Source organism: Hyphomicrobium sp. DY-1 (assembly GCF_047497105.1).
In the GTDB taxonomy this organism is placed as follows: Bacteria; Pseudomonadota; Alphaproteobacteria; order Rhizobiales; family Hyphomicrobiaceae; genus Hyphomicrobium_B.
On sequence record NZ_CP134870.1, the window covers coordinates 1,065,530 to 1,091,577 of the forward strand.

The 26,048-nt window shown below is 56.2% G+C and carries 26 protein-coding genes; 13 read left to right on the forward strand and 13 right to left on the reverse strand.

Annotated elements, in window-relative coordinates; genetic code table 11:
- Nucleotides 1-6: 6 nt before the first annotated feature.
- From RLW41_RS05090 to RLW41_RS05100, 3 genes are all read right to left on the reverse strand, one after another.
- Entirely contained in the window at nt 7-237 is a 231-nt protein-coding gene (locus RLW41_RS05090) for a hypothetical protein (protein ID WP_414463771.1), read from the reverse strand.
- Between the two features lie 560 nt (nt 238-797).
- The gene (locus RLW41_RS05095; RefSeq protein WP_414463772.1) at nt 798-1,163 is read right to left on the reverse strand and encodes a hypothetical protein; all 366 of its coding nucleotides are present in this window, start codon (nt 1,161-1,163) and stop codon (nt 798-800) included.
- A 174-nt stretch (nt 1,164-1,337) separates the two neighbouring features.
- On the reverse strand, nt 1,338-1,862 hold the full coding sequence (locus RLW41_RS05100) for a patatin-like phospholipase family protein (RefSeq protein ID WP_414463773.1): 525 nt from the start codon (nt 1,860-1,862) through the stop codon (nt 1,338-1,340).
- Nucleotides 1,863-1,896: 34 nt separating this feature from the next.
- Between RLW41_RS05100 and RLW41_RS05105 the strand changes: the two genes are divergently transcribed.
- Nucleotides 1,897-2,916: an ATP-binding protein gene (locus tag RLW41_RS05105; protein ID WP_414463774.1), complete on the forward strand. Its 1,020-nt coding sequence runs from the start codon at nt 1,897-1,899 to the stop codon at nt 2,914-2,916.
- 175 nt (nt 2,917-3,091) lie between these two features.
- Here RLW41_RS05105 and RLW41_RS05110 read toward each other — a convergent pair whose 3' ends face one another.
- The 3 genes from RLW41_RS05110 to RLW41_RS05120 are packed head-to-tail and all read right to left on the reverse strand — an operon-like array spanning nt 3,092 to nt 6,413.
- Entirely contained in the window at nt 3,092-4,300 is a 1,209-nt protein-coding gene (locus tag RLW41_RS05110) for a class I SAM-dependent methyltransferase (protein WP_414463775.1), read from the reverse strand.
- Complete coding sequence (locus RLW41_RS05115) at nt 4,297-5,073, reverse strand: DUF1365 domain-containing protein (RefSeq protein WP_414463776.1); 777 nt, start codon at nt 5,071-5,073, stop codon at nt 4,297-4,299. The genes RLW41_RS05110 and RLW41_RS05115 overlap by 4 nt, the downstream gene beginning before the upstream one ends.
- Complete coding sequence (locus RLW41_RS05120; protein WP_414463777.1) at nt 5,070-6,413, reverse strand: NAD(P)/FAD-dependent oxidoreductase; 1,344 nt, start codon at nt 6,411-6,413, stop codon at nt 5,070-5,072. The genes RLW41_RS05115 and RLW41_RS05120 overlap by 4 nt, the downstream gene beginning before the upstream one ends.
- Before the next feature lie 212 nt (nt 6,414-6,625).
- Here RLW41_RS05120 and RLW41_RS05125 point away from each other — a divergent pair, with 212 nt between their 5' ends.
- On the forward strand, nt 6,626-7,432 hold the full coding sequence (locus RLW41_RS05125; protein ID WP_414463778.1) for a DUF1295 domain-containing protein: 807 nt from the start codon (nt 6,626-6,628) through the stop codon (nt 7,430-7,432).
- A 49-nt stretch (nt 7,433-7,481) separates the two neighbouring features.
- On the opposite strand, the gene RLW41_RS05130 is transcribed toward RLW41_RS05125, so the two are convergent.
- Together RLW41_RS05130 and RLW41_RS05135 are read right to left on the reverse strand one after the other, a co-directional pair.
- On the reverse strand, nt 7,482-7,880 hold the full coding sequence (locus RLW41_RS05130; protein ID WP_414463779.1) for a DUF2177 family protein: 399 nt from the start codon (nt 7,878-7,880) through the stop codon (nt 7,482-7,484).
- Nucleotides 7,881-8,201: 321 nt separating this feature from the next.
- Complete coding sequence (locus RLW41_RS05135; protein WP_414463780.1) at nt 8,202-8,402, reverse strand: hypothetical protein; 201 nt, start codon at nt 8,400-8,402, stop codon at nt 8,202-8,204.
- A gap of 384 nt (nt 8,403-8,786) precedes the next feature.
- Between RLW41_RS05135 and RLW41_RS05140 the strand changes: the two genes are divergently transcribed.
- The 4 genes from RLW41_RS05140 (at nt 8,787) to RLW41_RS05155 (ending at nt 12,124) form a co-directional block, all read left to right on the forward strand.
- Nucleotides 8,787-9,383 (forward strand): sigma-70 family RNA polymerase sigma factor, encoded by a 597-nt coding sequence (locus tag RLW41_RS05140; protein WP_414463781.1) that lies wholly within the window; start codon nt 8,787-8,789, stop codon nt 9,381-9,383.
- Complete coding sequence (locus RLW41_RS05145) at nt 9,380-10,018, forward strand: ChrR family anti-sigma-E factor (RefSeq protein WP_414463782.1); 639 nt, start codon at nt 9,380-9,382, stop codon at nt 10,016-10,018. Before RLW41_RS05140 ends, RLW41_RS05145 begins: the two co-directional genes overlap by 4 nt.
- 252 nt (nt 10,019-10,270) lie before the next feature.
- Entirely contained in the window at nt 10,271-11,347 is a 1,077-nt protein-coding gene (dinB, locus tag RLW41_RS05150) for a DNA polymerase IV (RefSeq protein ID WP_414463783.1), read from the forward strand.
- A 384-nt stretch (nt 11,348-11,731) separates the two neighbouring features.
- Nucleotides 11,732-12,124: a DUF1622 domain-containing protein gene (locus RLW41_RS05155; RefSeq protein ID WP_414463784.1), complete on the forward strand. Its 393-nt coding sequence runs from the start codon at nt 11,732-11,734 to the stop codon at nt 12,122-12,124.
- Nucleotides 12,125-12,446: 322 nt separating this feature from the next.
- Here the strand turns inward: RLW41_RS05155 and RLW41_RS05160 are convergent, their stop codons facing one another.
- Nucleotides 12,447-12,713, reverse strand: a complete 267-nt coding sequence (locus RLW41_RS05160) for a hypothetical protein (protein WP_414463785.1) — start codon at nt 12,711-12,713, stop codon at nt 12,447-12,449.
- Nucleotides 12,714-13,267: 554 nt separating this feature from the next.
- Entirely contained in the window at nt 13,268-13,906 is a 639-nt protein-coding gene (locus RLW41_RS05165; RefSeq protein ID WP_414463786.1) for a Spy/CpxP family protein refolding chaperone, read from the reverse strand.
- A 204-nt stretch (nt 13,907-14,110) separates the two neighbouring features.
- Here RLW41_RS05165 and RLW41_RS05170 point away from each other — a divergent pair, with 204 nt between their 5' ends.
- Together RLW41_RS05170 and RLW41_RS05175 are read left to right on the forward strand one after the other, a co-directional pair.
- Entirely contained in the window at nt 14,111-14,842 is a 732-nt protein-coding gene (locus tag RLW41_RS05170; protein ID WP_414463787.1) for a response regulator, read from the forward strand.
- An 11-nt stretch (nt 14,843-14,853) separates the two neighbouring features.
- Nucleotides 14,854-16,272, forward strand: coding sequence for a sensor histidine kinase (locus RLW41_RS05175; protein WP_414463788.1), 1,419 nt, complete (start codon nt 14,854-14,856; stop codon nt 16,270-16,272).
- Between the two features lie 31 nt (nt 16,273-16,303).
- Here the strand turns inward: RLW41_RS05175 and RLW41_RS05180 are convergent, their stop codons facing one another.
- The 3 genes from RLW41_RS05180 to RLW41_RS05190 all read right to left on the reverse strand — a co-directional run bounded on the left by RLW41_RS05180 (nt 16,304) and on the right by RLW41_RS05190 (nt 20,791).
- Nucleotides 16,304-17,845, reverse strand: coding sequence for a PepSY-associated TM helix domain-containing protein (locus RLW41_RS05180; protein ID WP_414463789.1), 1,542 nt, complete (start codon nt 17,843-17,845; stop codon nt 16,304-16,306).
- On the reverse strand, nt 17,845-18,318 hold the full coding sequence (locus RLW41_RS05185; protein ID WP_409560871.1) for a hypothetical protein: 474 nt from the start codon (nt 18,316-18,318) through the stop codon (nt 17,845-17,847). Before RLW41_RS05185 ends, RLW41_RS05180 begins: the two co-directional genes overlap by 1 nt.
- Nucleotides 18,319-18,505: 187 nt before the next feature.
- Nucleotides 18,506-20,791 (reverse strand): TonB-dependent receptor, encoded by a 2,286-nt coding sequence (locus tag RLW41_RS05190; RefSeq protein ID WP_414463790.1) that lies wholly within the window; start codon nt 20,789-20,791, stop codon nt 18,506-18,508.
- A gap of 365 nt (nt 20,792-21,156) precedes the next feature.
- On the opposite strand from RLW41_RS05190, the gene RLW41_RS05195 reads away from it, so the two are divergent.
- The 5 genes from RLW41_RS05195 to coxB all read left to right on the forward strand — a co-directional run bounded on the left by RLW41_RS05195 (nt 21,157) and on the right by coxB (nt 26,040).
- Complete coding sequence (locus RLW41_RS05195) at nt 21,157-21,585, forward strand: hypothetical protein (protein ID WP_414463791.1); 429 nt, start codon at nt 21,157-21,159, stop codon at nt 21,583-21,585.
- 241 nt (nt 21,586-21,826) lie between these two features.
- The gene (locus RLW41_RS05200; protein WP_414463792.1) at nt 21,827-23,704 is read left to right on the forward strand and encodes a methanol/ethanol family PQQ-dependent dehydrogenase; all 1,878 of its coding nucleotides are present in this window, start codon (nt 21,827-21,829) and stop codon (nt 23,702-23,704) included.
- Nucleotides 23,685-24,494, forward strand: a complete 810-nt coding sequence (locus RLW41_RS05205; RefSeq protein WP_409560876.1) for a quinoprotein dehydrogenase-associated putative ABC transporter substrate-binding protein — start codon at nt 23,685-23,687, stop codon at nt 24,492-24,494. The genes RLW41_RS05200 and RLW41_RS05205 overlap by 20 nt, the downstream gene beginning before the upstream one ends.
- Before the next feature lie 5 nt (nt 24,495-24,499).
- Nucleotides 24,500-24,994: a c-type cytochrome gene (locus RLW41_RS05210; RefSeq protein ID WP_409560877.1), complete on the forward strand. Its 495-nt coding sequence runs from the start codon at nt 24,500-24,502 to the stop codon at nt 24,992-24,994.
- Nucleotides 24,991-26,040 carry a cytochrome c oxidase subunit II gene (gene coxB, locus RLW41_RS05215; RefSeq protein ID WP_414463793.1) on the forward strand — a complete coding sequence of 350 codons (1,050 nt, stop codon included), beginning with the start codon at nt 24,991-24,993 and terminating at the stop codon, nt 26,038-26,040. Before RLW41_RS05210 ends, coxB begins: the two co-directional genes overlap by 4 nt.
- Nucleotides 26,041-26,048: the final 8 nt, after the last annotated feature.

Here is a 26,048-nt window from a genome sequence, read left to right on the forward strand (position 1 = left end):
CAGCGCTTATTTCTTTCCGTATTTCGAGGCAAGTTCCGAGCGGCGCTTGGCAGCGCTCATGCCTTCGGTACGCGCAAGTACCTTGCGCATGTCCTGGGAGAGGGAGATGCCTTCGACAGAACTGATACTCGCGAAGGCGTCGCGGCCGATCTTGAACTGCCCAGAATGTGAATCGCGAACGACCCACCTGGCGCCGCCGGAGGATTTCTTGCTGCCCTTGGAAACTGTCTTAGCCATGTAGCGACTATAGCACAGGAGACGGCGGACGCGCACCCATACGAGAGGCGCTGTGTCCGGAAAAAGGACGGGTGGTCCGTTTGCGACCCACCCGTTTTCGGGCTCTATCCAGCGATGCATTCAAGCTTTCAGGTGTAGAGGAAACCTCGTCTGGAAGCTGTCGTCCGACGCCCCTTGAGATCCCTGATATTCCCTGTTCGGCCGTTTAGGGAATTCGCCATTCGTGCAGCGGAAAAGTGCATGAAAACAGGCGGCTGGTCGCTGGGCGCGGGCAACTCAGCTGGCGAAAGTCACGACTTCCCTGATAATTTCGCTGTTTGCAGGGATTTCCCAAATGGAGACCCGTTCGCGGCAGACTGCCAGCACAGCCAGCGACCAAGTCATTGAAATCGCTGTATGTTTTATGATTTCTGTAGGCGGAATTTCGTCGCCGAATCCGGCACTTGTCGACTACCATTTTGGGCTCTCGTCCAGCCTGCCTCGTCTCTGGAGATGTTTTCGGGCCTCGGGCGCCATTTATCTCTGTCGGCATTTTTCGGCCGGTCAGAGTCGCATCGTTTTTAGGCGTCACCGGCGCGCGACTGCGTCTCAAACCCGAGAACTGCGCGCTGAAGCTGCCAGTCATGTGGCAGTTCTTTGGAAAGGGAGAGAAGACGGGCCGGTGTCAGCTCGGGTGGATATCGTCCTAACATCAACGCATGCACTATGTCCGGCGCGAGATAAGTCAGACGCATGTGCATCGACAGATAATCCCGTTTGATGCCAAGCCTATGCGACATTGCGTCGATGGTTATGTCCCGCCCCGTCATCAGCGCCTCACGCGTTGCGTGCGCGTTGCGCATCAAAGCAGCCATCTGCCCGTCCGGTGCCTCGGCACCCCCGCCGCCAACAACCACCAGAAGCTGACCTGAGCAAACACGCTGCATGACCAAGTTAGCGAAGACTATAGTGTGGAGATAACCGACATCAGCTCAGAGGAGACAGCAATCTCTTTCGGTTCAGATCGCCGCTGTCGGTATCATGGCTATTCAGCATATCCCGGCGGCGAAGTGTGCCAAGTGTAGCCTATGCGCGCGTTGCGATATCCGTATTCAAAGAGCTTATTCATGTAGTCGCGATCGAACGGTCCTTTGGTATGGCTCCGAGAAGTCCGTATCGATAAACGACAAATTATAGCCGACGCCATCTCTTTTGGCGGTCACGTACAAGCGATACATGTCGTTGACACCGCTCGTTGCAGTCATCGTCGAAATTGCCTGCTGGGCAATCGATAGCGTTTGGCGGCGGACGCTCTCTTCTGGGCGAAAAAGCCGTCCGTTACGAATAATATAAGCAACTCGCTTTTGATCAGGGTTCGCTTTGCCGATATCGCGTAAGCTCAACGTCGGCGGATACAAGAACGCTTGAGCAACGACTCCTCCATCCACGTGCATTTCCTGAAAATGCTGGCCGTTTATCGTGACATCCAGCATCACGGGCGGAAACACACCCGGAATGGCTGCCGACGCGCGCAACACATCGATGATAAGATCGCGTGACTCCGGCTTTCCGCTCGCGGCGATGGCTCCAATGTTCCAAATGACGGGCCGTGACTGATCGAGATTTGTAGTCATGATGAGGAGCAATCTGCCTTTCCCGTACTCCTCGGCGATCCGTTGAATGAGCTTCCTCGTGACGAAGCGCGCGATCAGACCTCTTGCCGACGACAAGCTCTCCGCGTTGGTTGACAACGCGCTTCTCGGCGCCAAGCGCGGCGCGGCTTTGACGCAGCGAATGCTGGTGTTCGCGCGCCGCACCGAGCTGACGAAGGTGCCCGTAGATATTCCTTCTCTCGTTCATGGCATGTCTGAGATCTTTCGACGTAGCATTGGTTTGGAAATCGTTCTCGAGACGCGGTTTCCCGTGGGGCTTCCTGCTGTGCTTACTGACCCACACCAACTGGAGACGGCGCTCCTCAATCTGGTGGTCAATGCTCGGGACGCGATCGAGGGCGGGGGGACCATTGTCATTGGCGGCCGCTCGGGTCAGCCGGGTGGGGGGAATAAGCAGGTCCACGTGTACGTGACCGATAGCGGCGCAGGAATGGATAATGAGACCTTGCGCCGTGCCGGCGAGCCTTTTTTCACGACGAAGGGGGTGGGCAAAGGAACGGGCCTCGGCCTCTCGATGGTGCAGGGGTTAGCGGAACAATCCGGGGGGAAAATCAATATTTTCAGCAAAATTGGCCAAGGGACGACGGTCGAATTGGTATTACCCGCCGCCCCTGAGCAGGAGACAGTTCCGAGCGAAGCGGTTCCCAAAACCTTCATCTCCACGGGCGATCCGATGAGCATCCTTGTGGTTGATGACGATATGCTCGTGCTTATGGGCACGAAAGCGATGCTAGAGGATCTCGGGCACACGGTCGTCAGCGCGAATTCCGGCGCCGACGCATTGCGCATCCTCAAGGAGCGGAGCGACATCGATTTGCTCATTACCGATCAGGCAATGCCGCAGATGACCGGTCTCGCGCTCGCGCACGAGGCAAAGGCGCTTCATCCAGAGTTGCCTATCGTGATTGCTACGGGTTACGCCGAGCTGCCCGGGAACGGCTTTCCCATCACGAGATTGGCCAAACCTTATCTGCAGGAGGATCTTCGGGCGGCCATCGCCGAGGCGAAAGCACAACGAGGCCCATGAGTAAACGGTGAACGCACCGGCGTGGGAGCCAAGCGCCCCGGCCAAATTAGCCCGCCCATCGACATGGCATCCACGAACGCCAAATCGATCCGATGTCGACCGAAAGCTCACGATACCGCGCCGTAGTGTTGGGCCTAGAGCGATAGCTAACTTAACTCTCGTAGCCAGCGCATCATCATCGAACAAATTTAAAGAGCCTCACATCGACAGAACCAACGTAAAACCCAACCTCGCAGTAGGCAAAATAATATTCCCACATGCGCTTGAACCGCTGATCAAAACCCATGCTTTCGATCCGCGGCCATGCAGACAGGAATCGCTCCCGCCACTCGGCCAGTGTCCGCGCATAACTCGTTCCAAATGCTTCTTCATGCACGAGTCTTAATCCGGCAGAAGCAGCCAGTTCGACAAGAAGTGTCCGCGTCGGCAGCATACCGCCTGGAAAGATATAGCGCTGAATGAAGTCCGGATTTCTGCGATAATGTCTATAACGCTTTTCATCGATGGTTATAGCTTGCAAGACTGCACTGCCGCCTTCCCTGAGAACGTCCCGTATTTTTGAAAAATAGGCCGGCCAGAACCGCTCCCCCACCGCTTCGATCATTTCAATCGAGACGACGCGATCATAATATCCTACGACATCGCGGTAGTCCTGAAGCCGTAAATTGGCAGCCCCTTGTCGAACGGCCCCTATTCGACCCTGGGCATACGAAAGCTGCTCACGAGAGAGAGTGAGCCCCGTCAAATCGCAACCTTTGCCGACGATACGCTCGGCAAGGGCTCCCCAACCACAACCGATTTCAAGAACCCGCTCGCCCCCTTTTAGACCAAGGAGATCGATTATGCTTTCTATCTTTCGCGTCTGGGCGGATTCTAATGTGTCGCCGCGCACGTACATTGCCGACGAATAGTTCATGCCCGTATCAAGCCAAGCCTGATAAAAAGAATTTCCCAGGTCATAGTGAGCAGCGATATTACGGCGACTGCCCCTTCGCGTGTTGTTGCGCCGAAGGTGGCAGACCCTGTTTTGCACGCGTGTGAACCATGAACCCGACCCAGCGCGCGCAAGCGCGGCTTCATTAAGTATTGCCCAAGCCAGCACCGCTCTAAGGTCTGGGGTCGACCACTCGGCCGCCAGATAAGCATCGGCAAACCCATGCTCTCCGTCGATCAGTACTCTCACGAGCCCCCGCCACGAGCAGACCTTGATAATGGCCTCCGGGCCCGGCGCATCACCGCGCCGGATAATCTCTCCGCCATCGGGAAGAGAAAGCTGCAATGCGCCCGCGTCAATCGGCGGAATGCGTCGAGCAATAAGCCTCGCCAAGTGCGAGCGCGTCGAAAAACTATCGCTCAAACTCAGGCGTGCTGCTGTATCGTTCATTTATATTTCCTGGATGGAATATCTCTCGCCACAGCAGTTGCGAGACCATGCTCATATATTTTAAGGCCCTTCAGATAGAGCCGCAGCGCGTGCCAGTGAATTGCAGCGATGACTTTCAATGTCAGGAATGGAAACGTTACCAGAGCCGAAAGCAACGCACGGTCTGTGAGCGGGCGTAAGGACCCGGAAAGAGAGGTCGCGATCACGAGACCCGTGCTGTCGTAGCCGCGGATCGCAACGCTAAGTCGGTTGCCGGGAGGCGTGACTTTGAACTCGTACCGCAAATCCATCCCGAGGAAAGGCGACACGTAAAACGCCTTTTCACATTGCTGATTGATCGTCTTTCCATCCCCTTCCACGGGAAGGACATAGCTGTGGCATTCACCGAACGTGTTGTGAACTTCATAGACGATGGCTTTTAGCCGGTCGCCGACATCGTAGCAAAAGTACAGGCTCAGTGGGTTGAAGACGTATCCGAGAATTCGAGGCATCGACAGCAGAAGGATCTTGCCGTCGGCTGGAACGTCGGCTTTTCGCAGATGCTCTTGGATTTGGGCGCCAAGGGGCGTCTCTCCGCCGTCGCAATAATCTCGATCGAAAAAGCTGAGTGCGTTGAAGCGGTTTCGCGAGAACAACCGCAACGACTTTGAAATCTGATCAATTTCGCGCAGGTCGAGGAGAAGCCAGAATACGCGATAACGCAAGAGATGAAGCACCGGGCGAACGCGGCGATGCGTGACAGAGCCTAAATAGAGAGCAGAGCCAACGGTCATGCCACTGCCTCGGGCGATCGCAATTTGGCGCGAATGAAGATGCGAGTGGATTCGTTTTCAACGGACCAAGGCCGCCGACAACGCGGATCGATTTGTTCGGCTACCGCCAGCCCCGCCTGCAAGCCATCTTCGTGAAAGCCATATCCAAAGTAGGAGCCACAGAACCAAATTCGCCGCTGTCCCTGTAGAGACCACAGCATTTTCTGCGCGACTATTGCAGCACGATCCAAGAGCGGATGTTCGTAATAGGTCTCATAATGGACGTCACGCGGCTCGGACTTCGGATTGAGGGAGAGGAAAAGCGGCCGTTCCGTCCGAAGATTCTGCAACCGGTTCATCCAATAACTGATCGTCGGCACTTCGCCAACGCCTTCGCCCGTCTCGATATAATTCCAGCTTGACCAAACCGCGCGCCGCCTCGGCATGAACGAGGCATCGGAATGCAAGACGGCCCGATTTCGGCTATATCGGAACATTCCGAGTGTGGCGCGCTCCGCGATATTGGGGTCCACGATAAGCCCCCTCGCCTGATCAGCATGGGTCGCGATGACCACGTGATCGAAGCTATCGATGCCGCCCTGCGCATCCCGGACAAACACGGCTTGATCGCTCGATTTGATCTGGGAAATCGACGTGCCTATACGGATGTTCTTTCGCAAGGACGACGTCAACATCGCTACATAATTTCTGCTTCCCCCCGTTACCGTGCGCCAGGGAGGCCGGTCGCTCAATTTCAGCAGTCCGTGATTATGATAGAATTGAACAAAGGTCGCCGCGGGACAATCGAGTATTGCGTGCGGCGGCGACGACCAGATCGCACCCGCCATGGGCAAGAGATGGTCATCCCGAAAGGCCCCGCCGTATCCATTTTCCTCCAGATACCGGCCTAACGTGATAGGTCGGGCCTCGAGTATTGGAAGATCCACTGGAGCATTTTTGTAGAACCTGCGCAGATCGTACAGCATCGACCAAAATCGCCGGCTGACGATATTGCGTCGTTGCGCAAACAGGCCACGTAGGTTGGTCCCTGAATACTCAAGCCGACTGCCTCGAAGAGAAACTGCTAAAGACATCTCCGAGGGCTGCGTTGCAACGTTGAGATGCTTGAATAGTGCCGTCAAATTTGGGTAGTTCAGTTCATTATATACGATAAATCCGGTGTCAACGAACTCACCAGAGCCTGGCACAGACACGGAATTTGAGTGGCCGCCAATTCTCTCGTCTTGTTCGTATAGCGTTACAATGTGCCTCTGGCTCAGAAGCCAAGCCGCCGACAGCCCCGAAATGCCACTGCCAACAACAGCAATCCTCAGCAACGGCTCGCCAGCAGTGTGATGCATCAAAATATTTCTCGGCAGGGACTGGAACGGTTACGCCAGCGCTTAGTACGAATACGAGCGCTCGTAGATCTTGGATCACCCGGGCGTGATCCATATTCGGGCAAGCCGCGTAAGCATTATCCAATCGCCCAACTCGTTTTCGGCGGGACATTGTCGTCGCATACGTTGACGTAGCGCCTTACGAGCCCCAGGCTGGCGCCCACAGGAAGCTGATGACGAATTTATCCTTCGTGTTCGCAGTGGCATATGCGTTCGGCTCTCTGTCTCTGGCCATGACAGTTGGATGGCTAGTTTGGCGGGGGACGCGCAACTCCGGCTGGATTGACACAACCTGGACACTCGGGGTGGGCCTGACGGCGATCGCAGGCGCTTTGGTGGGCGGCGGGTTTACTGAACGCTCCGCACTGGTTGCTCTATTGGTTTGCCTGTGGGCCGGCCGCCTGGCCCTCCATATCGGAGTGAGAACCAACGGCTCAACAGACGACCCGCGATACGCGCGGCTGATTACGGAATGGGAGCCGGACGCCGAGCGTCAAATGTTCTGGTTCGCGCAAAAGCAAGCGTGGGTAAGCATCCCGCTGACACTGTCGATCCTGATCGCGGCCTGGAATCCCGTGAAAGGGCTGCATCTTCAGGATCTTCTGGGTGCCGTCGTACTGATTTTTGCCTGCGCCGGAGAAGCACTAGCGGATTGGCAGCTCGCGCGATTTCGCAGCAACCCCGCGAATAAGGGGCGGGTGTGCGATCAGGGCCTCTGGCAGTTCTCACGGCATCCCAATTATTTCTTCGAGTGGGTAAGCTGGCTCACGTACCCCATCATCGCCGTTGATCTAAGTGGCGGATATCCTTGGGGGTGGCTCGCGATCCTGGGGCCCGTCGTGATGTACTGGCTGCTCGTTCATGTTTCGGGGATACCACTTCTCGAACAGCACATGCTCACCCGCTCCGGCGACGAATTCCGCAAGTATCAAGCAGGCACCAACGCCTTTTTCCCAGGTCCGCATCGGCGCCGTTCTTAAAGACGCTATTGCGCGCTCATCGCAGGGCGTTGAACGCGGCTTAAATTGCTCAAGCTGAGAAGTGGTTCATTGCAAAATACGCGGCAAGACAGGCAACACCTGTCGCCAACGATCCCCACGACATATCGACAACGGTCAGCGCTAACGACCAGTTCCGCAAGGTTGCATAGTTCGTGAGGTCATACGTCCCGTACGCAACGGTGCCAAAAAACAATCCGCACAAAAACGCTGTTCGTGGACCCGACGACAGTCCCGGTAACGCGCCGAAGAAGACTGCGCCAACCGCGTAGAAAAGATAAAAAACGATCGCAGGAACTAGCCTCACAGTCGTCGCAGCCGAATCTCCGAGAACAGGCAGATACAGTTTCGGAACCGTGATGCTCAACCAAACGAAATCCATCAGTCCGAAAACGATGAGGAACACAACGTAACCAGTCAGAAAAGCCATGGCGACCTGTCTTGAACCGTTGCTTCAGTCAAAATGCCGTTCAACAATCTTCCTCAATAAAGCCGTCACGCTTGTTCTTGTGGCTAGCTGCGTCTGCGAAGAGCGGAACCGCTCAACTGCCGCAAAGATGGCGACTGCACCCAAGAAAAGCATCGGCGAGACGATAGGCATACCGACATCCACGAATGGTCTAAGCGATCATTACGCGCCAAAAGCGCATTTGGATCTCTCACCAATCGCCTCGTTCCGGTAAGCAGTATCAAATTCTATCCGGATCGTTTCAGGCGACGACAGTCACACAGCTCTAATCCGCAGCAACTCTCATATTTTGTTTTCGCTAGCCGCGCCGCACCGCCAACGAGAAATCTGCCAGCCCGGATGCTCCTTGGCCCAGAAGCCGAACTGCAACGGCGCCTGGACCACACAGGTCATCGAATCGATACCCGCATCAACTTGGATCTTGAATTCGCGGCAGACGCTGGGGTCGCGAACAAGGCAGGCGGAAACAAAAATGGCAAGCATGGCGGCGCTCCCTTTTATTTCGCAAAGCTACGTGAGCGAGCCTTTCAAAGATCACATCTCACGGTGATGTGTATTGGAGAGATACGAGTTAGAGACGCATCCCGCGCGGAAGGAAAAATGCGGGGCCGTGGCAAGATGGACCCCGCAAGTTGACAATGGCACATTCGCCCAGATTGAAAGGCGAACTTGCGAAGATTACGCACCACCAAAGAGTTCGGATCACAGCGGCGAAAGCGCGTGCGCGGCGGTATCGGAAAGCGCCTACGACAACAAATTGCGATAGCATTTATGGTTTCTTGCCATCGCGTTTGGATCGGCGGCCTCATCTTGATTTACGTTACAAGGTGTACAAAAGCTGTTAAGCGGTGCCGCGATCACTATTAGATGGACGCTTTAATTCGCGGCGGCGGCCCGACTTCCTCAAGATTTGAAACAAAAATGCCGGACATCGAGAAGCTCGAACGGATCGCTGCTCAAAAGGATGCCCAAGCGTATCGCGCGCTGTTCGAGAAATTCGGACCCATCGTGAAAGCTTTCATGATGCGGCAGGGAGCTGACGCCGCCACGGCAGAAGAGCTCGCGCAAGAAACGATGCTGAGCGTCTGGCGCAAGGCCGCGCTCTACTCCGAGGACAAGGGCAGCGTAGCCACATGGATTTTTGCGATCGCACGTAATCTGAGGATTGATTACCTACGTAAGGAAAAGACGTGGGTCGAATTGCCGGATAACTACGCTCAGGAGGCGAGTTCGGATACGTCTCCTGATGAGGCCGTTTCAGGCAAGCAGCAACGCTCGATTATAAGGAGAGCTCTCGATGCGCTGCCTGAGGAGCAAAGACAGGTGGTGATTCTGTCTTTCATTGAAGGTTTGCCACATCGTGACATTGCCAGCCGGCTTAATTTGCCGGTTGGCACGGTCAAGTCGCGTATCCGTTTGGCGTATTTGAAACTTCGTAACGCGGTTGGGGAACCGGAACAATGACGATCAGACGCCACCCCGCCCCCGAAAATCTAGTGAGCTGTGCGGCTGGCAGCATGCCGGAAGCTTTGGCGGCTGTCATGGCCTGCCACATGACCATTTGTCCTCGTTGCCAAAAGGAGCTTACGTTCCTGGGCTCGGTCGGTGCGACACTTCTTGAAGACGTGTCACCCATGCCGCTCGTTATGAAAATGCCGTCTCCCAACGTTCCGGTCGAGCAGCCCATATCAATCACGGAAAATTCGATTAAATGCGATGTTCCAGCACCGCTCCGAAAATTCGTTGGAAATCGGCTTGAAAACATCAAATGGAAACGCGTCACTCCCGGGATCTGGCAATTTCCTATTCCACTGGCAAAACATTCCAAATCGTCACTCAGGCTCATTAAGGTCGGCCCCGGCCTTAAACTGCCAGATCACGGACATTCCGGATCGGAGTTGACCCTCGTGCTTCAAGGAGCGTTCAGCGATGAATTCGGATCGTATGAAGTTGGTGATGTTGTCGAGATGGGCGAGGGCTTCGAGCACGCCCCCGTCGCCGCGGAAGGAACAGACTGCATATGCCTAATCGCATTGGAAGGACCGATGCGATTTCACAGCAAGCTTGCGCGTATTGTGCAGAAGTTGACCGGCTTTTGATTGGATAGACGGGTTGCTGGCGAAGTCGGGAGTGACGATCCTGCCCCTCATTGTTCCGAAGTAAGATCGACTGCCACTGCACCATTTGGATCAATCGCTGAACGGTCCTCGCGCGCCACCTTCCATCTGAGCACTGCTTCCAATCGAAATTATCAAACCTCGCAGCGCGGAAGTGTCGTCTACGGCCGGTGTCCATTCGCGGCTGGCGCAGAACTTCGTGCCGAGCGCACGCAATTCCGCTAGGCTGGCCCGATGAGAGAGCACGTCGCCCGCAAGATCATTCACGTCGATATGGATGCCTTTTATGCGTCCGTCGAACAGCGGGATGATCCCGAGCTGCGTGGGAAGCCGGTTGCTGTCGGTCACGGCGCGAAACGCGGCGTTGTCGCCGCCGCGAGCTATGAAGCCCGGAAGTTTGGCGTACGCTCTGCGATGCCATCGACCACGGCGATGCGAAACTGCACGGACCTTATCTTCGTGAGGCCGCGCTTCGATGTTTATAAGTCCGTCTCAAATCAGATCCGCAATATCTTCGCGGAATACACGCCTCTCATCGAGCCGCTTTCGCTCGACGAAGCCTATCTCGATGTGACTGAAAATTTGCGGGGACTACCCACGGCCTCCGACACGGCAGCAGAAATCCGAAGACGGATATTTGACGAGACGGGCCTCACGGCTTCGGCGGGCATTTCTTACAATAAGTTTCTCGCAAAGCTCGCGTCCGACATGCGCAAACCAAACGGCCAGTTCGTGATCCCTCCGCAGAAAGGTGCCGAGTTCATAGAAGGATTGCCTGTCGCGAAGTTCCACGGCGTCGGCAAAGTGACCGCAGAGAAACTTAACGCGCTTGGAATTCTCACTGGAGCCGACCTTAAAGCCAAGTCGCTCAATTTTCTCGAACAGAACTTCGGCAAGTCCGGACCATGGTACTACGCAATCGCTCGCGGAGAAGATCACCGCGAGGTCCAGCCAAACCGGCAGCGCAAATCCTCGGGCTCTGAAACCACGTTCCACGAAGACCGCTTCGCGCCAGCCGATATCGAAGCAGGCGTGCTAGAAATGGCCGATGATGTGTGGGAATGGTGCGACAAGAACCAGAGTTTCGGTTCAACCGTCACGGTCAAGATTAAGTATTCCGATTTCCGCATCATTACGCGTAGCAGGACGATCGCAGGCCTCATAAATTCCCGCGAGCTTCTCCGCGAACTCAGCCTCGGGCTCACACGATCGACCTATCCTGTTTCTACCGGCATTCGTCTCGTCGGCGTTTCGGTTTCAAGCTTTCAGCAACGCGAGCCCGCCCAGCTCGATCTACCACTTAGCGGCTGAGTATCCCCGCGTTGCGCACACGCGCCCCGTCCATCTAGGCCGATGCGAAAAAGCGAAAACCCCACCCCACTCAACGTCTTCTCGACGGTGCAGTTCTATCTCGCTTTCAGAATATCAACGACTTCAATTATCTTGGCCGCACCTATCAAATTATCATGCTATTATTCCACACCAACGGCGGCGGAAAATTTGATCTTATGCAAGGGTACATCCTTCCCCTAGCGGCTTCCAGCTTCGGCCTTCGGCCGCGGGTCGAATCTTTGCTGGTGTCGCGGATACTGAGCTTACCGGAAACTTGCGGTTTGGATCGGCAACACCGCCAAGCGGCGCTAGCTTTGAGCAACAAGGAAGCATTTTGCTGCTCGCAAATACTTGGAGTGTGTCGTGGAGGCCTGGTTTGTTGAAGCCGGAAAGACCGCGGTTCTGCTCATCGATGCGGTTGCGCTACTGGTCATCGTACTCGGAACGATTGAGGCGTTCGTGAACGGTAGTCTTGTGTTGTTGGGATCCCGGACAGGACACGAACGTCGCGATGTGTGGTTGCGCTATGCGCGATGGCTCGTTGCTGGACTCACGTTTCAGCTAGCCGCCGACATAATCGAAACATCCGTCACAACGGATTGGCAAGCCGTGGCTCGTCTGGCCGCTGTTGCGCTCATTCGTACGATGTTGAACTTCTTTCTCGAACGAGATCTCGAAGAGGTGAGGGATCGCCAGCGAAGGGATACCGACACAAAAGAAAATGGAGAGAAGATGGTACGCACAAGGACATCTTAGTCCACGTCTGCTTATGGGTCTGCAGCAGATGCTATTGCGGTAGCATTTGCATTTAGCGGTCGTCGCGCCCCATGTCTGCATGCTCTGCACGGCAGGCACCGCACTCACCGAAGGTTGGCTCAACTCACCACTTGTCGATCACCTTGAACTACTCCCCGCTCTCAGCCGGTACCCGCTCAGAAATTTATCGTGCGTTGCGTCTTCAGTCGCAGCATTGACAAACGGACAGCCATAAAACTTTTCATCCGAATACCAAATCGCCAGAATCGGAAATATGCGATCAAGGCATTCTATGGCCCTCCCTCCGCGACCTTCGACGCTATCAAAGAACAATTTTGCGCCACCGCTCGTCGTCAATCTCAAGAACCGTTTCGACCATTTTTTCTTGCGCATAGCCCGAATAGACGCCGCGCGCATCGGCATGCCAGACCTCGACACGAGCGCCGGTCATTGGTTTGCATGTCGTTGCATCGATCACAATGAGCAGCATGATCGTGCTTAGGCCCGACCTTCCTTCGCGAATATCGGAGCGAATAAGTTTTCGATCGAAATAGTAGGGTCCTTCGATCTCTTGGGGAAAAGCGTGCACTCTCCCGGCTAGCCAACGGGTGAACTATCAGCGGCATAGGCTTCAGTTGGCTTTTCAACGCGATTGATGGCCGCAGTGCCGAGCAGCAATTCACGTACGCTGCTCCGTCTAACACATCGGCTTGAAACCGCAGCCGCCCGGGGGTCGCCCGCCGTGGCCTAAACTAAAGTTCAATGCTGTTAAAACCTCAATTCCAGCCCCAAGAATGCGCGAGCCTTCTTAAGCGCAATGACAAATAGACCTGCCATCTCGGGTACAACGCCGACATCTCCAAAAACTCCTCTTCCCTCAACGCACCGTCGCGTATGAGGCTTAGAGCCAATTGCTCGGACGCCGTCTGAGGCTGAATGTCTGGCAACAACTGCCGATTCATATTTTTTGGTTCCATATTCATTTTGCCAAATGACATCAGACGTGTGCACTCGTCACTGCGATAACAAAGAACAGAAACGCCAGTGTGAGCAGCAATCCGATTTCGTAAAAGCGTGTCATCACCGTCTCCTCAAATGTGCTGGACGCGAAGAGATAGGAAACTCCGCGCCCAGCATCTCCGCTCACAACGGGTCGGGATGCGGACCGTCAGGTCCGTTCCCGCCACCCAAACCCGGAGGCGGAACGAGATTGAAAGGCGGCGGCGGCATCGGTCCGTCGTGCGGCGGAGGCATGATGCGCTGTTCTATTGCACTAACTTTGGTCAACTGTTCGGGCGTGAGTTTTGCCCGAAGAGCTTCGATAGCTTTCTTGAGGGCTTCTGCATCGTGACCGCGCGCGACCGCGTCATCTGCCATTTTCTCAGCGAACGCGAAGGGCTTTTGTTGATCACCCGCCGCCGGTTCCGGCTCTTTCTTACCGGGATGAGGCGGCTTGGCGACATTCAGCAACGCGTCTGTAAAGTCGCGCCAAGCATCAAGTTGTTCGACACGAATGCCGATCTCGGTCTCAGCTTCGGACAGAAGCGAAGCCAAGGGACGAGGACTATGCGGCGGCGGGGGCGGCGGCATGGAACCGAACATTCCGCAGCCCGGGAATTTGTCGCCCATTCCATGGAAACCGGGCTCCATCGGCATTTGCTTCTGCGGCGGAATTTTGTTGGTTGGCTCTGCGGCCGCACTCGAATAGATGGCGGCGCCACAGACGAGTGACATTGCGGCGGCAGCCGTCACTACGATGACGGATCGTTTATTCCTGGACACGACAACCTCCTCAGCTTCAGGGCGAATCACCAACAGCTTTCAAAGCTCTCGCGATCACCGGTTGCGCCGTATCTAACAGAGCGAAGGGAGGTTTGGATTTCGGGGACACTTCGAACTGTAACGGTCCGTTACAGAAATGAGATTGTTGTGTGGCTGACCAAGCAATAAAGATAGGATGCCAGTTAGAACCATAAAGGCGATAAGTTGTTTGCATCTCCCCATATTCTTCTAGTCGACGATGATAAACAGATACGCTCCGGCCTAGCTCGCTTTCTCGTCTCGAACGGCATTCGCGTCACAGAAGCCGGAAACGATATTGCGATGTGGAAGTCGCTTGAGGTGGGAAAATTCAATCTTATCGTTCTCGATATTATGATGCCGGGCGAGGACGGCTTGTCTCTTTGCCGACGACTAAGAGCAACCCGGCCGATTCCGATCGTATTGCTGACTGCGATGTCGAGCGAGACGGATCGCATTATTGGTCTGGAAATCGGTGCCGACGACTACGTAACAAAGCCATTCAGTCCGCGCGAACTTCTTGCGCGTATCCGTGCGGTTCTTCGCAGAACGCAGAACGCTCTTTCGAAAGAAGAGCCGGTTACGCAGAGCATCTACATGTTCGACGGTTGGCATCTCGATACTGTGAGACGGGTCCTGAGAAATCCGGATAATGTCCTCGTCGATCTTACAGCGGGAGAATTCGATTTGCTGCTCGCATTTGTCGAAAGGCCCCAGCAAGTCCTGACCAGAAACCAACTTCTCGACCTGACGCGCGGACGCTCCAGCACGCCCTTTGATCGCACAGTCGACGTCCAGCTCAGCAGACTGCGGCGCAAGATTGAATCCAATCCCGCGCAACCGACGCTCATCAAGACCGTTCGCAGCGGCGGTTATATTTTCACCGCCCCGATCGACAGCGAAGCGACGCGCGATTGAAAGCAACCCCCATGCGAATATTTCGGGTCGGCCTCAGCACGCGCATTGCACTCACGATGCTCACCGCACTGCTTCTTTTGCAGGGGCTCAATGCGGTGACATTCTTCTTTTTGCCGCCGCCCACACAAACGATCTACAGCGCGCGTTGGCTGATTTCTGAAACGAGCGAAGCAACGAAGAAAATCTTCGACGTCGAGACGACGCATCGCAAAGAAGTCGCAAAAGCCCTCAGCAACGAACTGCACCTTTTCATTTCGTGGGACGAGATACGTATGGAGCCACCAAGCCCAGAGCGCGTTGCGTCCGGGTTCTTTATGCGGCTGGAGCGTTCGCTTCGTGAAAGCCTGGGCGGGAGCATCAGGAGCGTCTCGGTGGAACCGCGCGGGGGTCCGCCATTCCCGCGAGGCGGCGAGAACACACAGTTTGTGCCCGCAGGATTTGAGCAACATTTGCCGACAGGTGCCTTGACGACCAACGAGCCGGATATTCCCATTATCGGCGACTTCAGCATTTTGGTCCAAGGACCTGATGGAAGCTGGCTACACATTGAGCCGCGCCGCCCACCACGATTAGGTCCGCTTTTTAGTCCCCCGATGATCACTGCCGCCGCCGCGATCCTTCTAATCTCCTTCCTATCCATATGGACGGCCAAGCGTACGCTGTCTCCGATCGATGACCTTGTTGGCGCGGCGCAACGCCTTGGGATCGATCGCAACGCCACCCCGGTCGATACGAGGAAGCTGGGAGACTTTGCGGTTGTCGGCCGCGCACTGAATGAGATGCAGAACCGCATCAAGAATTTCGTCGATGAGCGGACGCACATGCTCGCCGCCATATCGCACGATCTTCGAACGTCCCTGACCCGACTCCGGTTGACGATGGAGGAACTAGATGACAGCGCGAGCAGGAACGCGCTTGTCCACAATGTCGAGGAGATGGAGCAGATGCTTTCCGCGACGCTCGCTTTCGCAAGCGACGACTCGAAACGCGAAAAGACCGAGCGTGTGGATCTCGGTGCATTGCTTATCACGATTTGTGATAGTTTTTCGGATGCAGGCGCATGCGTCGACTACCAAGGTCCGGATCATCTGCTTACTGTCTGCCAGCCCCTCGCAACCAAACGAGCGTTCATGAATATTGTCGATAACGCGGTGAAATACGGGATGTCCGCACGCGTCGGGCTTCAGCTAATTGGCGAGCACGTCGTTGTCACTGTAAAGGATCACGGTCCCGGCATTCCGGACGATCTGATTGAGGCAGCCTTTCAGCCATTTCACCGGCTTGAACAATCTCGCAACAGAGAAACGGGCGGCGTAGGACTTGGATTGGCCATTGCCCGAGATATCGTTTCTGCTCAGGGCGGAACGATCGCACTCAGTTCACCTCATGACGGTGGTTTGCTGGCGACAGTGCGGCTGCCACGCAGCTAACGCTCCGATCGCTATCTCTGCTGACTGGCCATCATGGGATCGCGGCAGAGATATTCGGCGTACTTGCCGTGTACGAAGTCCGAACGGCTAGAATTAGAATAACTGCCGCCATGATCAGCAATCCGACATCGATCCACGATGACGCTGGATCGGTCGCCAATCCGCGCCACTTCCAGAAGTGAAGCGTGGCGACACACGCCAAGGCAACGCCCGTCAGCGCTTGCAGTACTTTCGTAACGAGCGCTGCGTTCCAAAGCACGAATGAGATTGAAAGACTCGCGATGGTCGCCGTCAGATAAACAGCAATGAGCCCATCCTGCACATAGAGCGCCGCAACCACTACAATTGCGAGTGCCAGCAGCTGTCCCCACACCAGACCTGACCAGACCCTTTCCCATCGCTCAGCCGGCCGCCCTTTGTCTCGCCGGCGAGCCAGCCAGATCGCAACTCCACTCTGCGTGACGATCGTGAGCGCCAGACCTAGAATAGCGTAGAGAATTTTTGCGGTTAGGCCACCAAACCAGCCGAAGTGAAGCGGCTGCAGCACTCCGAGGATCTGCTGCCCGATCCCGCCCTCTTCAAGACCGCCATCACCGATGCGTTTGCCTGTGCTGTCAAAGTAATAGGTATTTGCAAAAGCAAGATGTCCCGGTGTCCGCATCCGCAAGTGCACCATTTGGCCGCTCGTCGCAATCTGCTGAAATTGAACAGATACGAGTTCTGCGTCGGGTTTCTCGCGCCGCACGTCGGCGATCATAGAGGCGATGTCCGGCATCGCAGCGGGCTTGCCCGTCGCCACTGCTCTTGGACCGAGAATGGTCGCCAACGCTTTGTCGGAATCGCCGTCGTACGCAGCCAAAGCCAGTACTCCGACGATTAACGTCGAAAGACCAAGAAGCGCCCCACTCAGCGAAACAATAAAATGAAACGGCAGTCCCCAGACACCCAACCTATTATGAAGGTCGGCTTCCTGCAATCGCTTCGATCCACCCCAGCGCAACGCGAAAGCATCTTTGAAGATTCGCGGGTGTGCGAGCAGTCCCGATATGAGAGAGGATAGCAGCGTGACCCCGGTTAAACCTACAATGAAGAACCCCCAGGTCCGTGGCAGATGCAGCCGCGTATGCAGTTCGCCGAGAAAATCGGCGAATGGAGCTACGGTACGCACGACCAATCGGCCATCCGCATCCGCCACCCATTCTCCGTCTTTTCCTGTAGCCACATTGAAATAGTTGACGGTGAATCGGGGATTGATCGCGCTTGGAAATGTCAGAACGACATTTTGGCTGGCGTCATCGATCAGGGCTTGCCCGTGTGCTGCCCAAGTCGCCTCCGTTATGGCCTTAGCGCTGACCGGACCGCTGACCCGCGGCGCATTCGGCTGTTCCCAGCGGTGAAACTCGAGCAGGAAAACGCTGAGTGTGCCGGTCAGGCATACGATATAAATCAAAGCGGCAAACGCGAGCCCCAGCGCCGAGTGTCCCGCGAGCATTGCTTGCACGAACTTCGGCGGCAGCAGCGGACGTTTCCGGTTTCTCGCGATGTCTTGCACAATCGGCTTTTGACTCGTCATCACATCAAAACTTTTGGCAAAAAAGCAATGCCGTAACTTACGGCCGACACGCCAAGCAGAATGATCGTCGCCCGCGCGAGCTTCGCATCCGCGAGCGTCCACGCCATGCCGCCGCCCCACAGCACGGGCACCAGCACGCCGCCTATAACAATGCGGTCATGAACGCCTAGCGGCATGGCGACGGCGAATGCGACCCCGATGCCGATTGCAGCGACACCCGCGAGCACAATAGCCAACAGACTTTTGGCAACCGCGCGTCGCCAGTCGGTGCGCCGAGCTTCCGGCTCAAGCGCGAGAGACATCATCACCGGAGATCGTCTGCCCCGCACTTCGACCGTCATCGCGACGGCGACATAGGCCATGACGGCGAGTGCCAGCAGAGCGTACGCCAGCGCGACCTCGCCGCTCATTTCGCGCATCAGGAAGGCGACGCTTGCGACAAGAGACAGCCAGCCGCCGACTACCCATGGCAAATGCGGTCTTCGATCGCTGAGCCAACTGGCGCGCAGTAAGAAGAGACCGGCACCCATAAAAATGAGCGCCGGCAGCACTGTCAGCATGAAGGACGGCGAAGGAATTGCGGGCCTCTTCGAAGTTAGAACTTACATACATCCAGTTATGAGCGTCCGCGCTTGGACTACAATCGCGAAGACTTAACGATCAGAAGTTGACCGTGCTGGACACCAGATAGGTTCGTGGCGCGCCGACCGTTATGATGCCGTCGCTGCTATATGATGATGCGTAATAGTTCGTATCTAGAACGTTCTCGACGTTGAAACGAACAGTCATCGGCTTGCCGTTCCAAGGATTATCGAACGTGTAGCGGGCGCCAACATCGTAGCGTGTCCAATCGGGAATGGAGTAATGATTTGCCGCGTCGATATAGACGCCGCTCGTATAGATCGCCCGACCGTTCAAGGTCAGGCCTTGGATCGGCGTATCCCATTCGGCTCCCATATTGACGCTGGTATCGGGAACACCTTGCGCTTTGTGGCCGTCGTTGGTGCCGTCAGCAGTTTTCTCAAGGCGCCCGTCAATCAAAGCGACGCCACCCAAGAGCCGCAGCGTAGGCGTAAGCTCACCAAAGACATTGAACTCGAGGCCACGATTGCGCTGCTCGCCGTCATAACCGAGAACGTTGTTGATTGCGATGAGCGACGGCTGCGCGATGTCGAAAGCAGCGAACGTTGTGCTGATGGACCCGAAATCGACCTTAACTCCCACCTCTTTCTGAGTGGTTTGCGACGGCTGCAGCGCTTCGCCGGCATTCGCATAGGTTGGGCCAACCGTCGTTCCCATTTGTAGGCCTTCGATGTAGTTCGCGTATAGCGAAACGTTACGGAGCGGCTTTACCACCAAGGCGTAAGCAGGACTCCAGACCGACGCGTCCGTCGACGAGATCTCGGTGCTTGTAACAGTAGTACGGGTGTTGTCGGCACCCGCATCCTGATGACGGACGCCGATCGTGAATTGGATGCGATTGTCCAGGATCGACATCGTATCCGACACGCCCTCGCTCGACAGGTTGGTTTCCGCCAACGTCGCGATCTGCGGGCCGAAGGACGTCGGCTTCGAGATGGGAACCGGATCGTAGATGTTCGAGCAGATACTGTACCCTTGGAACGCTGCGTTGTAGGGCGGCGGCAGGCAAGACGCCGCGTTACCGTTGTGCCAGCGACCGACGTTGTCGCGTACAGTCTTGGAATAATCGACATTGAACAGGTGATTGATCGGACCGGTATCGAAGTCGGCACGGATCCCCGTGTTGCCCGCCCAGTTTTGCGTCAGAGAGCCACCTTTGAGCGGGAAGGTTACAAAGTCTCCGTTAGCGTTGAGCAGCCCAGGCGACGCGAAGAGATAGTCGAGATTGTTGTCACTCCAGCCGTAGGCGCCGTAAGCCGTCACGTGATCGGTAAGTTTGTACTCGCCGCGTACCATCGCGAACGTCGAGCTTGTATTCCAATACTCCCAAGGCATGCCGCCGTAGTTAGATGAGGCATCTGGCGCTGGCGGAACTTTTCCGTTCATAAGCGGCAGGAAGGGGGGAACGGGCCTAACCAAAGTAGGAAGTGATGAAGGAACCACGGTGATGAATCGTTGGACGCCTGTCAAATCATTCGCCTGATAACCGACGTCTGCAGAGAGGCGCAGCCGCTCGCCGCGATAATCGAGATTGAGAACGGCATCGCCCACCTCGTTGTGCTGATCGTCGATCGCTGTGTCACCCGAGCCATAGCTGCCGTTGAACCGCACGCCGAATTCTTTGTTCAGGCCGTAGCGCCGCGCATAGTCGAGTTCGGTTCCGACGAGGCCTTGTGATTGATAGGTCGTCGTGACCTGCGTGATCGGATCGTCAGGCGCCTGCTTCGTAACGAGATTGATGCTGCCGCCAACCGCGCCGCCCGGAGGCATGCCGTTCAAGAGCGCGCTCGGTCCTTTCAAAACTTCGATACGGTCGACGTAATTGGGCTGTGTCGTATACGTCGGTGCGATGCCATAGAGCCCGTTCAAGCCCATTTCGCCGGTATCGTAGTAGAAGCCGCGAATGTAGAACGTATCCTGGCCATAGCCCGCGCTCGCGCTTTGGTTTGCGCGCACCGACGGATCATTCAACAAGACGTCCGCAACCGAGCGTGCCTGCTGGTCCTGGATCGTCTTCGCCGTGAAGCTTGTCTGGTTGAAAGGCGTATCCATCACGCTTCGGTTGCCAAGCATGCCGAGCTGGCCGCCCGTCGCAACTTGACCGCCAGCGTAAGCCACGGGCGGCGTCAGCGTCGACATCGGGTTTGCCGTCGGCATTGTTGCCGCAGCTGCAGCCGAGTCAGACTGCACGGTACTGGCACTTTGCGGCAGGGAATTTGGCTTTTTCGACGCGACGGTTTTTTTCTTGGAAGGCGCCTTCTTCGTCGAGGTTACCTTGGCAGCTTCGACAGTGATCTCCGGCATCGGAATTGGATCAGCGGCAGGCGCTTGCGTGAAATCTTGCGTTGGCTCTTGAGCTGAAGCTTGAGACAGTGTGAGGACAGAACATACGGTTCCGCACGCGCAAACGGCACGCCAAGCACTGTACACCTGAAACTCCTATTCCAATTCCACCCGTGACCGGAGCGGCCCGTATCATTGCAAGGGACGCCCATGGTCTTGCCTCCATTTGTATACTTTTATTGTAATGTATCAATCCGATCGCGCTTGGCGACGTGCAAGACGCTCAGGCCGTGGGTTCAATCGGCAACATTGCGACCTTTCGCCATCTTCGGAAAGTTGGCCCACGTGGGGCTTCGCGAAGGCCCGGTCGATCTCGATGTCATAATATGCATTGCGCTTGGATTCATTCGTCGTGGCCGACGCTCTACATCGACGAGAATGACAAGGAGGCTCTCGTCGAAGACAATTTTCAGCTGATCGAAACGTCACCCATTACAAAAGCGCGAGATTTCGGAACTCAGGAGCAGGCGGTCTGTTGCCACGATAAGGAGGACGGATCCATGTCCACGCTCAGCAATCTTATATTTGTCGCCGCTGTTGTTGGCGGTCCGGTCGTTCTAGCGTTGCTTTACCTCTACGGCATGAAAACAACGCGCGAAAAAGATAGGATACCCCATTCTCGTGACATTACCGACCGCGCTACGAAAGAGCTTTATAATGAAAGCGAGGCCGAGCGCGAGCATCAGGAAAAGGCAGCGGCTCGCTCGGATAAAATCGTCGATGTAATCGAACGAAAAACTGGAACGTCGGGCTGAATAGCCTTCGAACACCAGGGCACCGTATTTCATGTCTCCCCTGACGGAGACGGTTTGTCGGTGCTCATCGTATTTATCCGTGCTGCAAAAGAGCGAGCACAAAAAGATCGATAAATTTCGGAACCATGACCAGCTGATACGGTTCTAGCGAGCAACGACTAGTAGCCAAGTTTAGAGGTCGCCTTTCCGAGCGGCCAACGATTTTGCTAAGCGCGCAAAGAACTCGCATCAGGGACCGCCGATGAAAAAGCTCGGGTCGCCTCTCTCTTTTTTTGTAGCTCTATCGTTGCCGGTATTGATCCCCCAGGCATCCTTCTCCCAGACATCCTCGCCTCAAATCAGGACCGCGGTGGTCGGCACGGCGGCAAATCCAGAAAATGCGGGGGCCGATGCGTCAAAACCGCAGGGCCCCGCCTTCGCGACGCCGGGAGGCAACGAATGGCCTATGCCTGGCGCAAACACGGCGCTCACGCGCTACAGCTCGCTCTCGGACATCAATGCGCAAAACGTTAGCAAGCTGACGAGCGTCCTCACCTTTTCGATGGGCGTCGATCGCGGGCAGGAAGCGGCGCCACTCGTCATAGGCGATACGCTCTATGTCGTCTCGCCGTATCCCAATATCCTGTATGCGCTCGACCTTTCGAAACCTGGTGCGCCTTTGAAGTGGAGTTACAAACCCCACCCTCTGGCCGCGTCGCAAGGCGTAGCATGTTGCGATGTCGTCAATCGCGGCCCGGCCTATGCGAACGGCCGCGTCTTCTTCAACACGTTGGACGGCAATACGATCGCTGTCGACGCGACAAGCGGAAAAGAGATTTGGCGAACGCAGCTCGGCGATATCACGCACGGCGAAACGATCACCATGGCGCCGCTTGTCGCCAAGGACAAAGTTCTCGTCGGCGATTCAGGCGGCGAAATGGGTGTGCGCGGCTGGATTGCGGCACTCGACCAGGCGACCGGTAAGATCGACTGGAAAGCCTACAGCACCGGCCCCGATTCCGAGGTGCTGATCGGTTCGGATTTCAAACCATTCTACCCGCAATACAAAGGCAAAGACCTGGGCGTATCGACATGGCCTGCCGATATGTGGAGACATGGCGGCGGCACCGTATGGGGCTGGGTTGCGTATGACCCGGATCTCAATCTCGTCTACTACGGCACGTCGAATCCGGGTCCATGGAATTCGTCGATGCGGCCTGGCGACAATATGTGGACGGCAGGTATTTTCGCTCGCGATCTCAATACCGGGCAGGCGCGATGGTTCTATCAGACAAGTCCGCACGATATGTCGGATTACGATGGTGTGAACGAGACGATCCTCATCGATGCCAACTGGAACGGAAAACCAAGAAAGCTCCTCGTTCATCCCGATCGCAATGGCTACGTTTACGTTCTCGATCGCGAGACAGGCGAAGTTCTATCGGCGAAGCCTTTCGCCCCCATAACGAGCAGCACCGGCGTCGACCTCAAGACCGGGCGCATTCAATATAACGCGGCTAAGCAGCCAAAGGTCGATCAAGTCGTCAAAGACGTCTGTCCCGCTCCACCAGGCGGCAAGGATTGGCAGCCATCCTCGTTCTCGAATTCAACGGGCTTGCTCTACATTCCACACAATAATCTGTGCATGGATATCGAGGAGGGCGAAGTCGGCTACATCGCGGGGACGCCCTACGTCGGCGCCAACGTCAAGATGAAAGCAGGTCCGGGCGACGGCCATCGCGGTGAGTTTGACGCTTGGGATATCAAGACCGGGACGAAGGTGTGGAGCATCAACGAAAAGTTCCCCGTCTGGAGCGGCGCTCTCTCAACGGCTGGCGACGTCGTTTTTTACGGAACGATGGATGGCTGGTTCAAGGCGGTGGACGCTAAAACCGGCAAGCTCCTTTGGCAGCACAAAACCTCGTCGGGAATTATCGGCCAGCCGACAACATGGCGTGGCCCCGACGGTAAACAGTATGTGTCGGTTCTATCGGGGGTCGGCGGATGGGCGGGCGCCATCGTTGCCGGCGGCCTTGACAAGCGTGACGGAACAGCCGCGCTCGGCTTCGTCAATGCGATGAAGGATCTGCCAGAGGCCACGACAAAAGGAGGAACGCTCAATGTCTTCGCGCTTCCTTAGCCTCGCATGCGGCGCCGTTGCGACCGTCTTCCTGGCATCTTCTCCCGCAATCTCACGCGAACTCAAGGTCTGCGCCGATCCGAACAATATGCCTTATTCCAACGCGAAAGGTGAAGGTTTCGAAAACCGGATCGCCGAATTGGTCGCCGCCGACATGGGCGCAACGGCGAAGTTCGTCTGGAAGCCAGAATGGCGCGGCTTTGTCCGTAAAGGGCTGAAAGCCGGGCTTTGCGACGTCGTTCCCGGCGTACCGACGAGCTTTGAGCGCGTTCGAGCAACAAAACCTTATTATACGGCGAGCTATGCCTTCGTTCAGCGGCAAGGGGCAAGCCCCGTAACATCCTTCGACGATGAGCGACTTAAGACTTCACGCATCGGTGTCCAACTCGTCGGTAATGACGGCGCAAATACGCCGCCGATGGATGAGCTTGCGCGACGTGGTCTCAATCAGCATGTCCAGGGTTTCATGGTCTATGGCGATTGGTCGAAGCCAAATCCGCTGGCGCCGATCGTCGACGCAGTCTCGAACGGCGATATCGATATCGCGCTCGTGTGGGGACCTATCGCCGACTATTACGCCGCACGCGAGATACCTCCATTGCGCGTAACGCCGGTTACGACGGGGCGCTTGATGTCATTCTCGATCGCCATGGGCGTTCGCAAGCAAGATGAAGAACTCGCGAACGAGATCAACCGAATTATCGACCGGAGACGCGACGACATCAGAAAAATTCTTGCTGACTACAACATTACGCCTTCCATGGATCAGAAATCCGCAACTGCGGAGTAAGAACAGTGACGCGTATATTTTCCTTTCTGGCGTGCGCCGCATTGGCGATGTCGCTGTCGGCATGCAAAGCGCAAGAAAGCAAAGGCGACCAAGCGACTGAGCGAAGCTCTACTCAATCGAACGAAGAGCCACGCGTCGCCCTGGTGCCGCTAACGCCTGGAGCAGGCAAGCCCGTCGTCGATCACAGCGCCGAAGGCCGCCGCATCGAAAACGATCCCGAGCAAATCGCTGCAGGGAAGCAACTCTTCACGGCCATGAACTGTGTCGGGTGCCATTTCCATGGCGGCGGCGGCATGGGGCCGCCTCTGATGGACAACGTCTGGATCTATGGCGATTCCATCGAAAACATTGCCGCCACCATCCGGGAAGGCCGCCCGAATGGCATGCCGTCGTTCCGCGGATTCCTGCCAGACGAACAGATTTGGCAGCTCGCCGCTTACGTCCGCTCGCTATCACATCCGCCGCATAATCAGACAGCCGCTCAAGAAGAAAAGAAATGAGAAGCGCGCAGCACGATCTAGTGAAAGTGACGGCGAACGCTGCTCCGGCGTTCTCTCTGTGCGCCTTTTTTCCTGCCCGGGCATTCGCGACCGCTGCCCCTCTCAATTTTCTTCAGTCCTCCGGCCCTAAGGCCGACAGCATCCTTGCGCTGACCTGGGGCCTACTGGCGATTTCGATCATCGTTGTGATTTTGATGACTGGGCTGGTCTTATGGGCTGTATTCCGGTCGCGCTCCCCGTCTCATCTGGACAACGGCATACAGCCTGACGGCCATCGACCAAACAATTTCAACATTTTTGGATGGGGCCTCGGCATCACGACGCTTGTCCTTGTTGGCTGCGTCGTCTGGACAATGGTAACGCTTGCGGCCATTGGCGAGCCGCCGCAAAAGCCTGCGTTGACGATCGCGATCACGGGACATCAGTGGTGGTGGGGTATTCGCTATTTGAGCGACAAGCCATCTCAAGTTTTCACCACAGCCAATGAAATTCACATCCCGGCGGGCGTTCCGATAAAAGTGACGCTGCGATCTGCGGACGTCATCCACTCATTTTGGGTACCCGCACTGTCAGGTAAGACGGATGTCATTCCAGGGCAGATCAACACCACCTGGATCGAAGCGAAAAAGCCGGGCACCTATCTCGGGCAATGCGCGGAATACTGCGGCGCTCAGCATGCCCATATGGCAATCCGCGTTGTTGCGGAACCCGCGGACAAATTCGAGGCATGGCGAAACGATCAGCTGAAACCCGCAGCGCCGCCAGCTACGGACGACGGGAAAGCTGGACTGGTCATGTTCGAGCGGCGCTGCGCGGGCTGCCACACCGTTCGCGGGACGGAAGCCGGCGGTATCTATGGGCCAGATCTGTCGCACCTTATGACTCGTGCGACACTCGCGGATGGAACGGTCCCTAACGCCGGCGGCTATCTCGCGGGATGGATTGCCGACCCACAGCACATCAAACCGGCAAGCCGCATGCCGCGGGTCTCTCTGTCGGGCGACGAGCTTCAAGCCGTCACGAGCTACCTCAGAACGTTGCACTAGGAGGGACA

Bases quoted from the DNA above. Each gene is read 5' to 3' on its own strand.
- RLW41_RS05090 (WP_414463771.1), bottom strand. From the start codon at position 237: ATGGCTAAGACAGTTTCCAAGGGCAGCAAGAAATCCTCCGGCGGCGCC.
- RLW41_RS05095 (WP_414463772.1), bottom strand. From the start codon at position 1,163: ATGCAGCGTGTTTGCTCAGGTCAGCTTCTGGTGGTTGTTGGCGGCGGG.
- RLW41_RS05105 (WP_414463774.1), top strand. From the start codon at position 1,897: ATGAGCTTCCTCGTGACGAAGCGCGCGATCAGACCTCTTGCCGACGAC.
- RLW41_RS05110 (WP_414463775.1), bottom strand. From the start codon at position 4,300: ATGAACGATACAGCAGCACGCCTGAGTTTGAGCGATAGTTTTTCGACG.
- RLW41_RS05115 (WP_414463776.1), bottom strand. From the start codon at position 5,073: ATGACCGTTGGCTCTGCTCTCTATTTAGGCTCTGTCACGCATCGCCGC.
- RLW41_RS05120 (WP_414463777.1), bottom strand. From the start codon at position 6,413: ATGCATCACACTGCTGGCGAGCCGTTGCTGAGGATTGCTGTTGTTGGC.
- RLW41_RS05125 (WP_414463778.1), top strand. From the start codon at position 6,626: ATGACGAATTTATCCTTCGTGTTCGCAGTGGCATATGCGTTCGGCTCT.
- RLW41_RS05130 (WP_414463779.1), bottom strand. From the start codon at position 7,880: ATGGCTTTTCTGACTGGTTACGTTGTGTTCCTCATCGTTTTCGGACTG.
- RLW41_RS05135 (WP_414463780.1), bottom strand. From the start codon at position 8,402: ATGCTTGCCATTTTTGTTTCCGCCTGCCTTGTTCGCGACCCCAGCGTC.
- RLW41_RS05140 (WP_414463781.1), top strand. From the start codon at position 8,787: ATGGACGCTTTAATTCGCGGCGGCGGCCCGACTTCCTCAAGATTTGAA.
- RLW41_RS05145 (WP_414463782.1), top strand. From the start codon at position 9,380: ATGACGATCAGACGCCACCCCGCCCCCGAAAATCTAGTGAGCTGTGCG.
- dinB (WP_414463783.1), top strand. From the start codon at position 10,271: ATGAGAGAGCACGTCGCCCGCAAGATCATTCACGTCGATATGGATGCC.
- RLW41_RS05175 (WP_414463788.1), top strand. From the start codon at position 14,854: ATGCGAATATTTCGGGTCGGCCTCAGCACGCGCATTGCACTCACGATG.
- RLW41_RS05180 (WP_414463789.1), bottom strand. From the start codon at position 17,845: ATGACGAGTCAAAAGCCGATTGTGCAAGACATCGCGAGAAACCGGAAA.
- RLW41_RS05190 (WP_414463790.1), bottom strand. From the start codon at position 20,791: ATGCCGGAGATCACTGTCGAAGCTGCCAAGGTAACCTCGACGAAGAAG.
- RLW41_RS05195 (WP_414463791.1), top strand. From the start codon at position 21,157: ATGCATTGCGCTTGGATTCATTCGTCGTGGCCGACGCTCTACATCGAC.
- RLW41_RS05200 (WP_414463792.1), top strand. From the start codon at position 21,827: ATGAAAAAGCTCGGGTCGCCTCTCTCTTTTTTTGTAGCTCTATCGTTG.
- RLW41_RS05205 (WP_409560876.1), top strand. From the start codon at position 23,685: ATGTCTTCGCGCTTCCTTAGCCTCGCATGCGGCGCCGTTGCGACCGTC.
- coxB (WP_414463793.1), top strand. From the start codon at position 24,991: ATGAGAAGCGCGCAGCACGATCTAGTGAAAGTGACGGCGAACGCTGCT.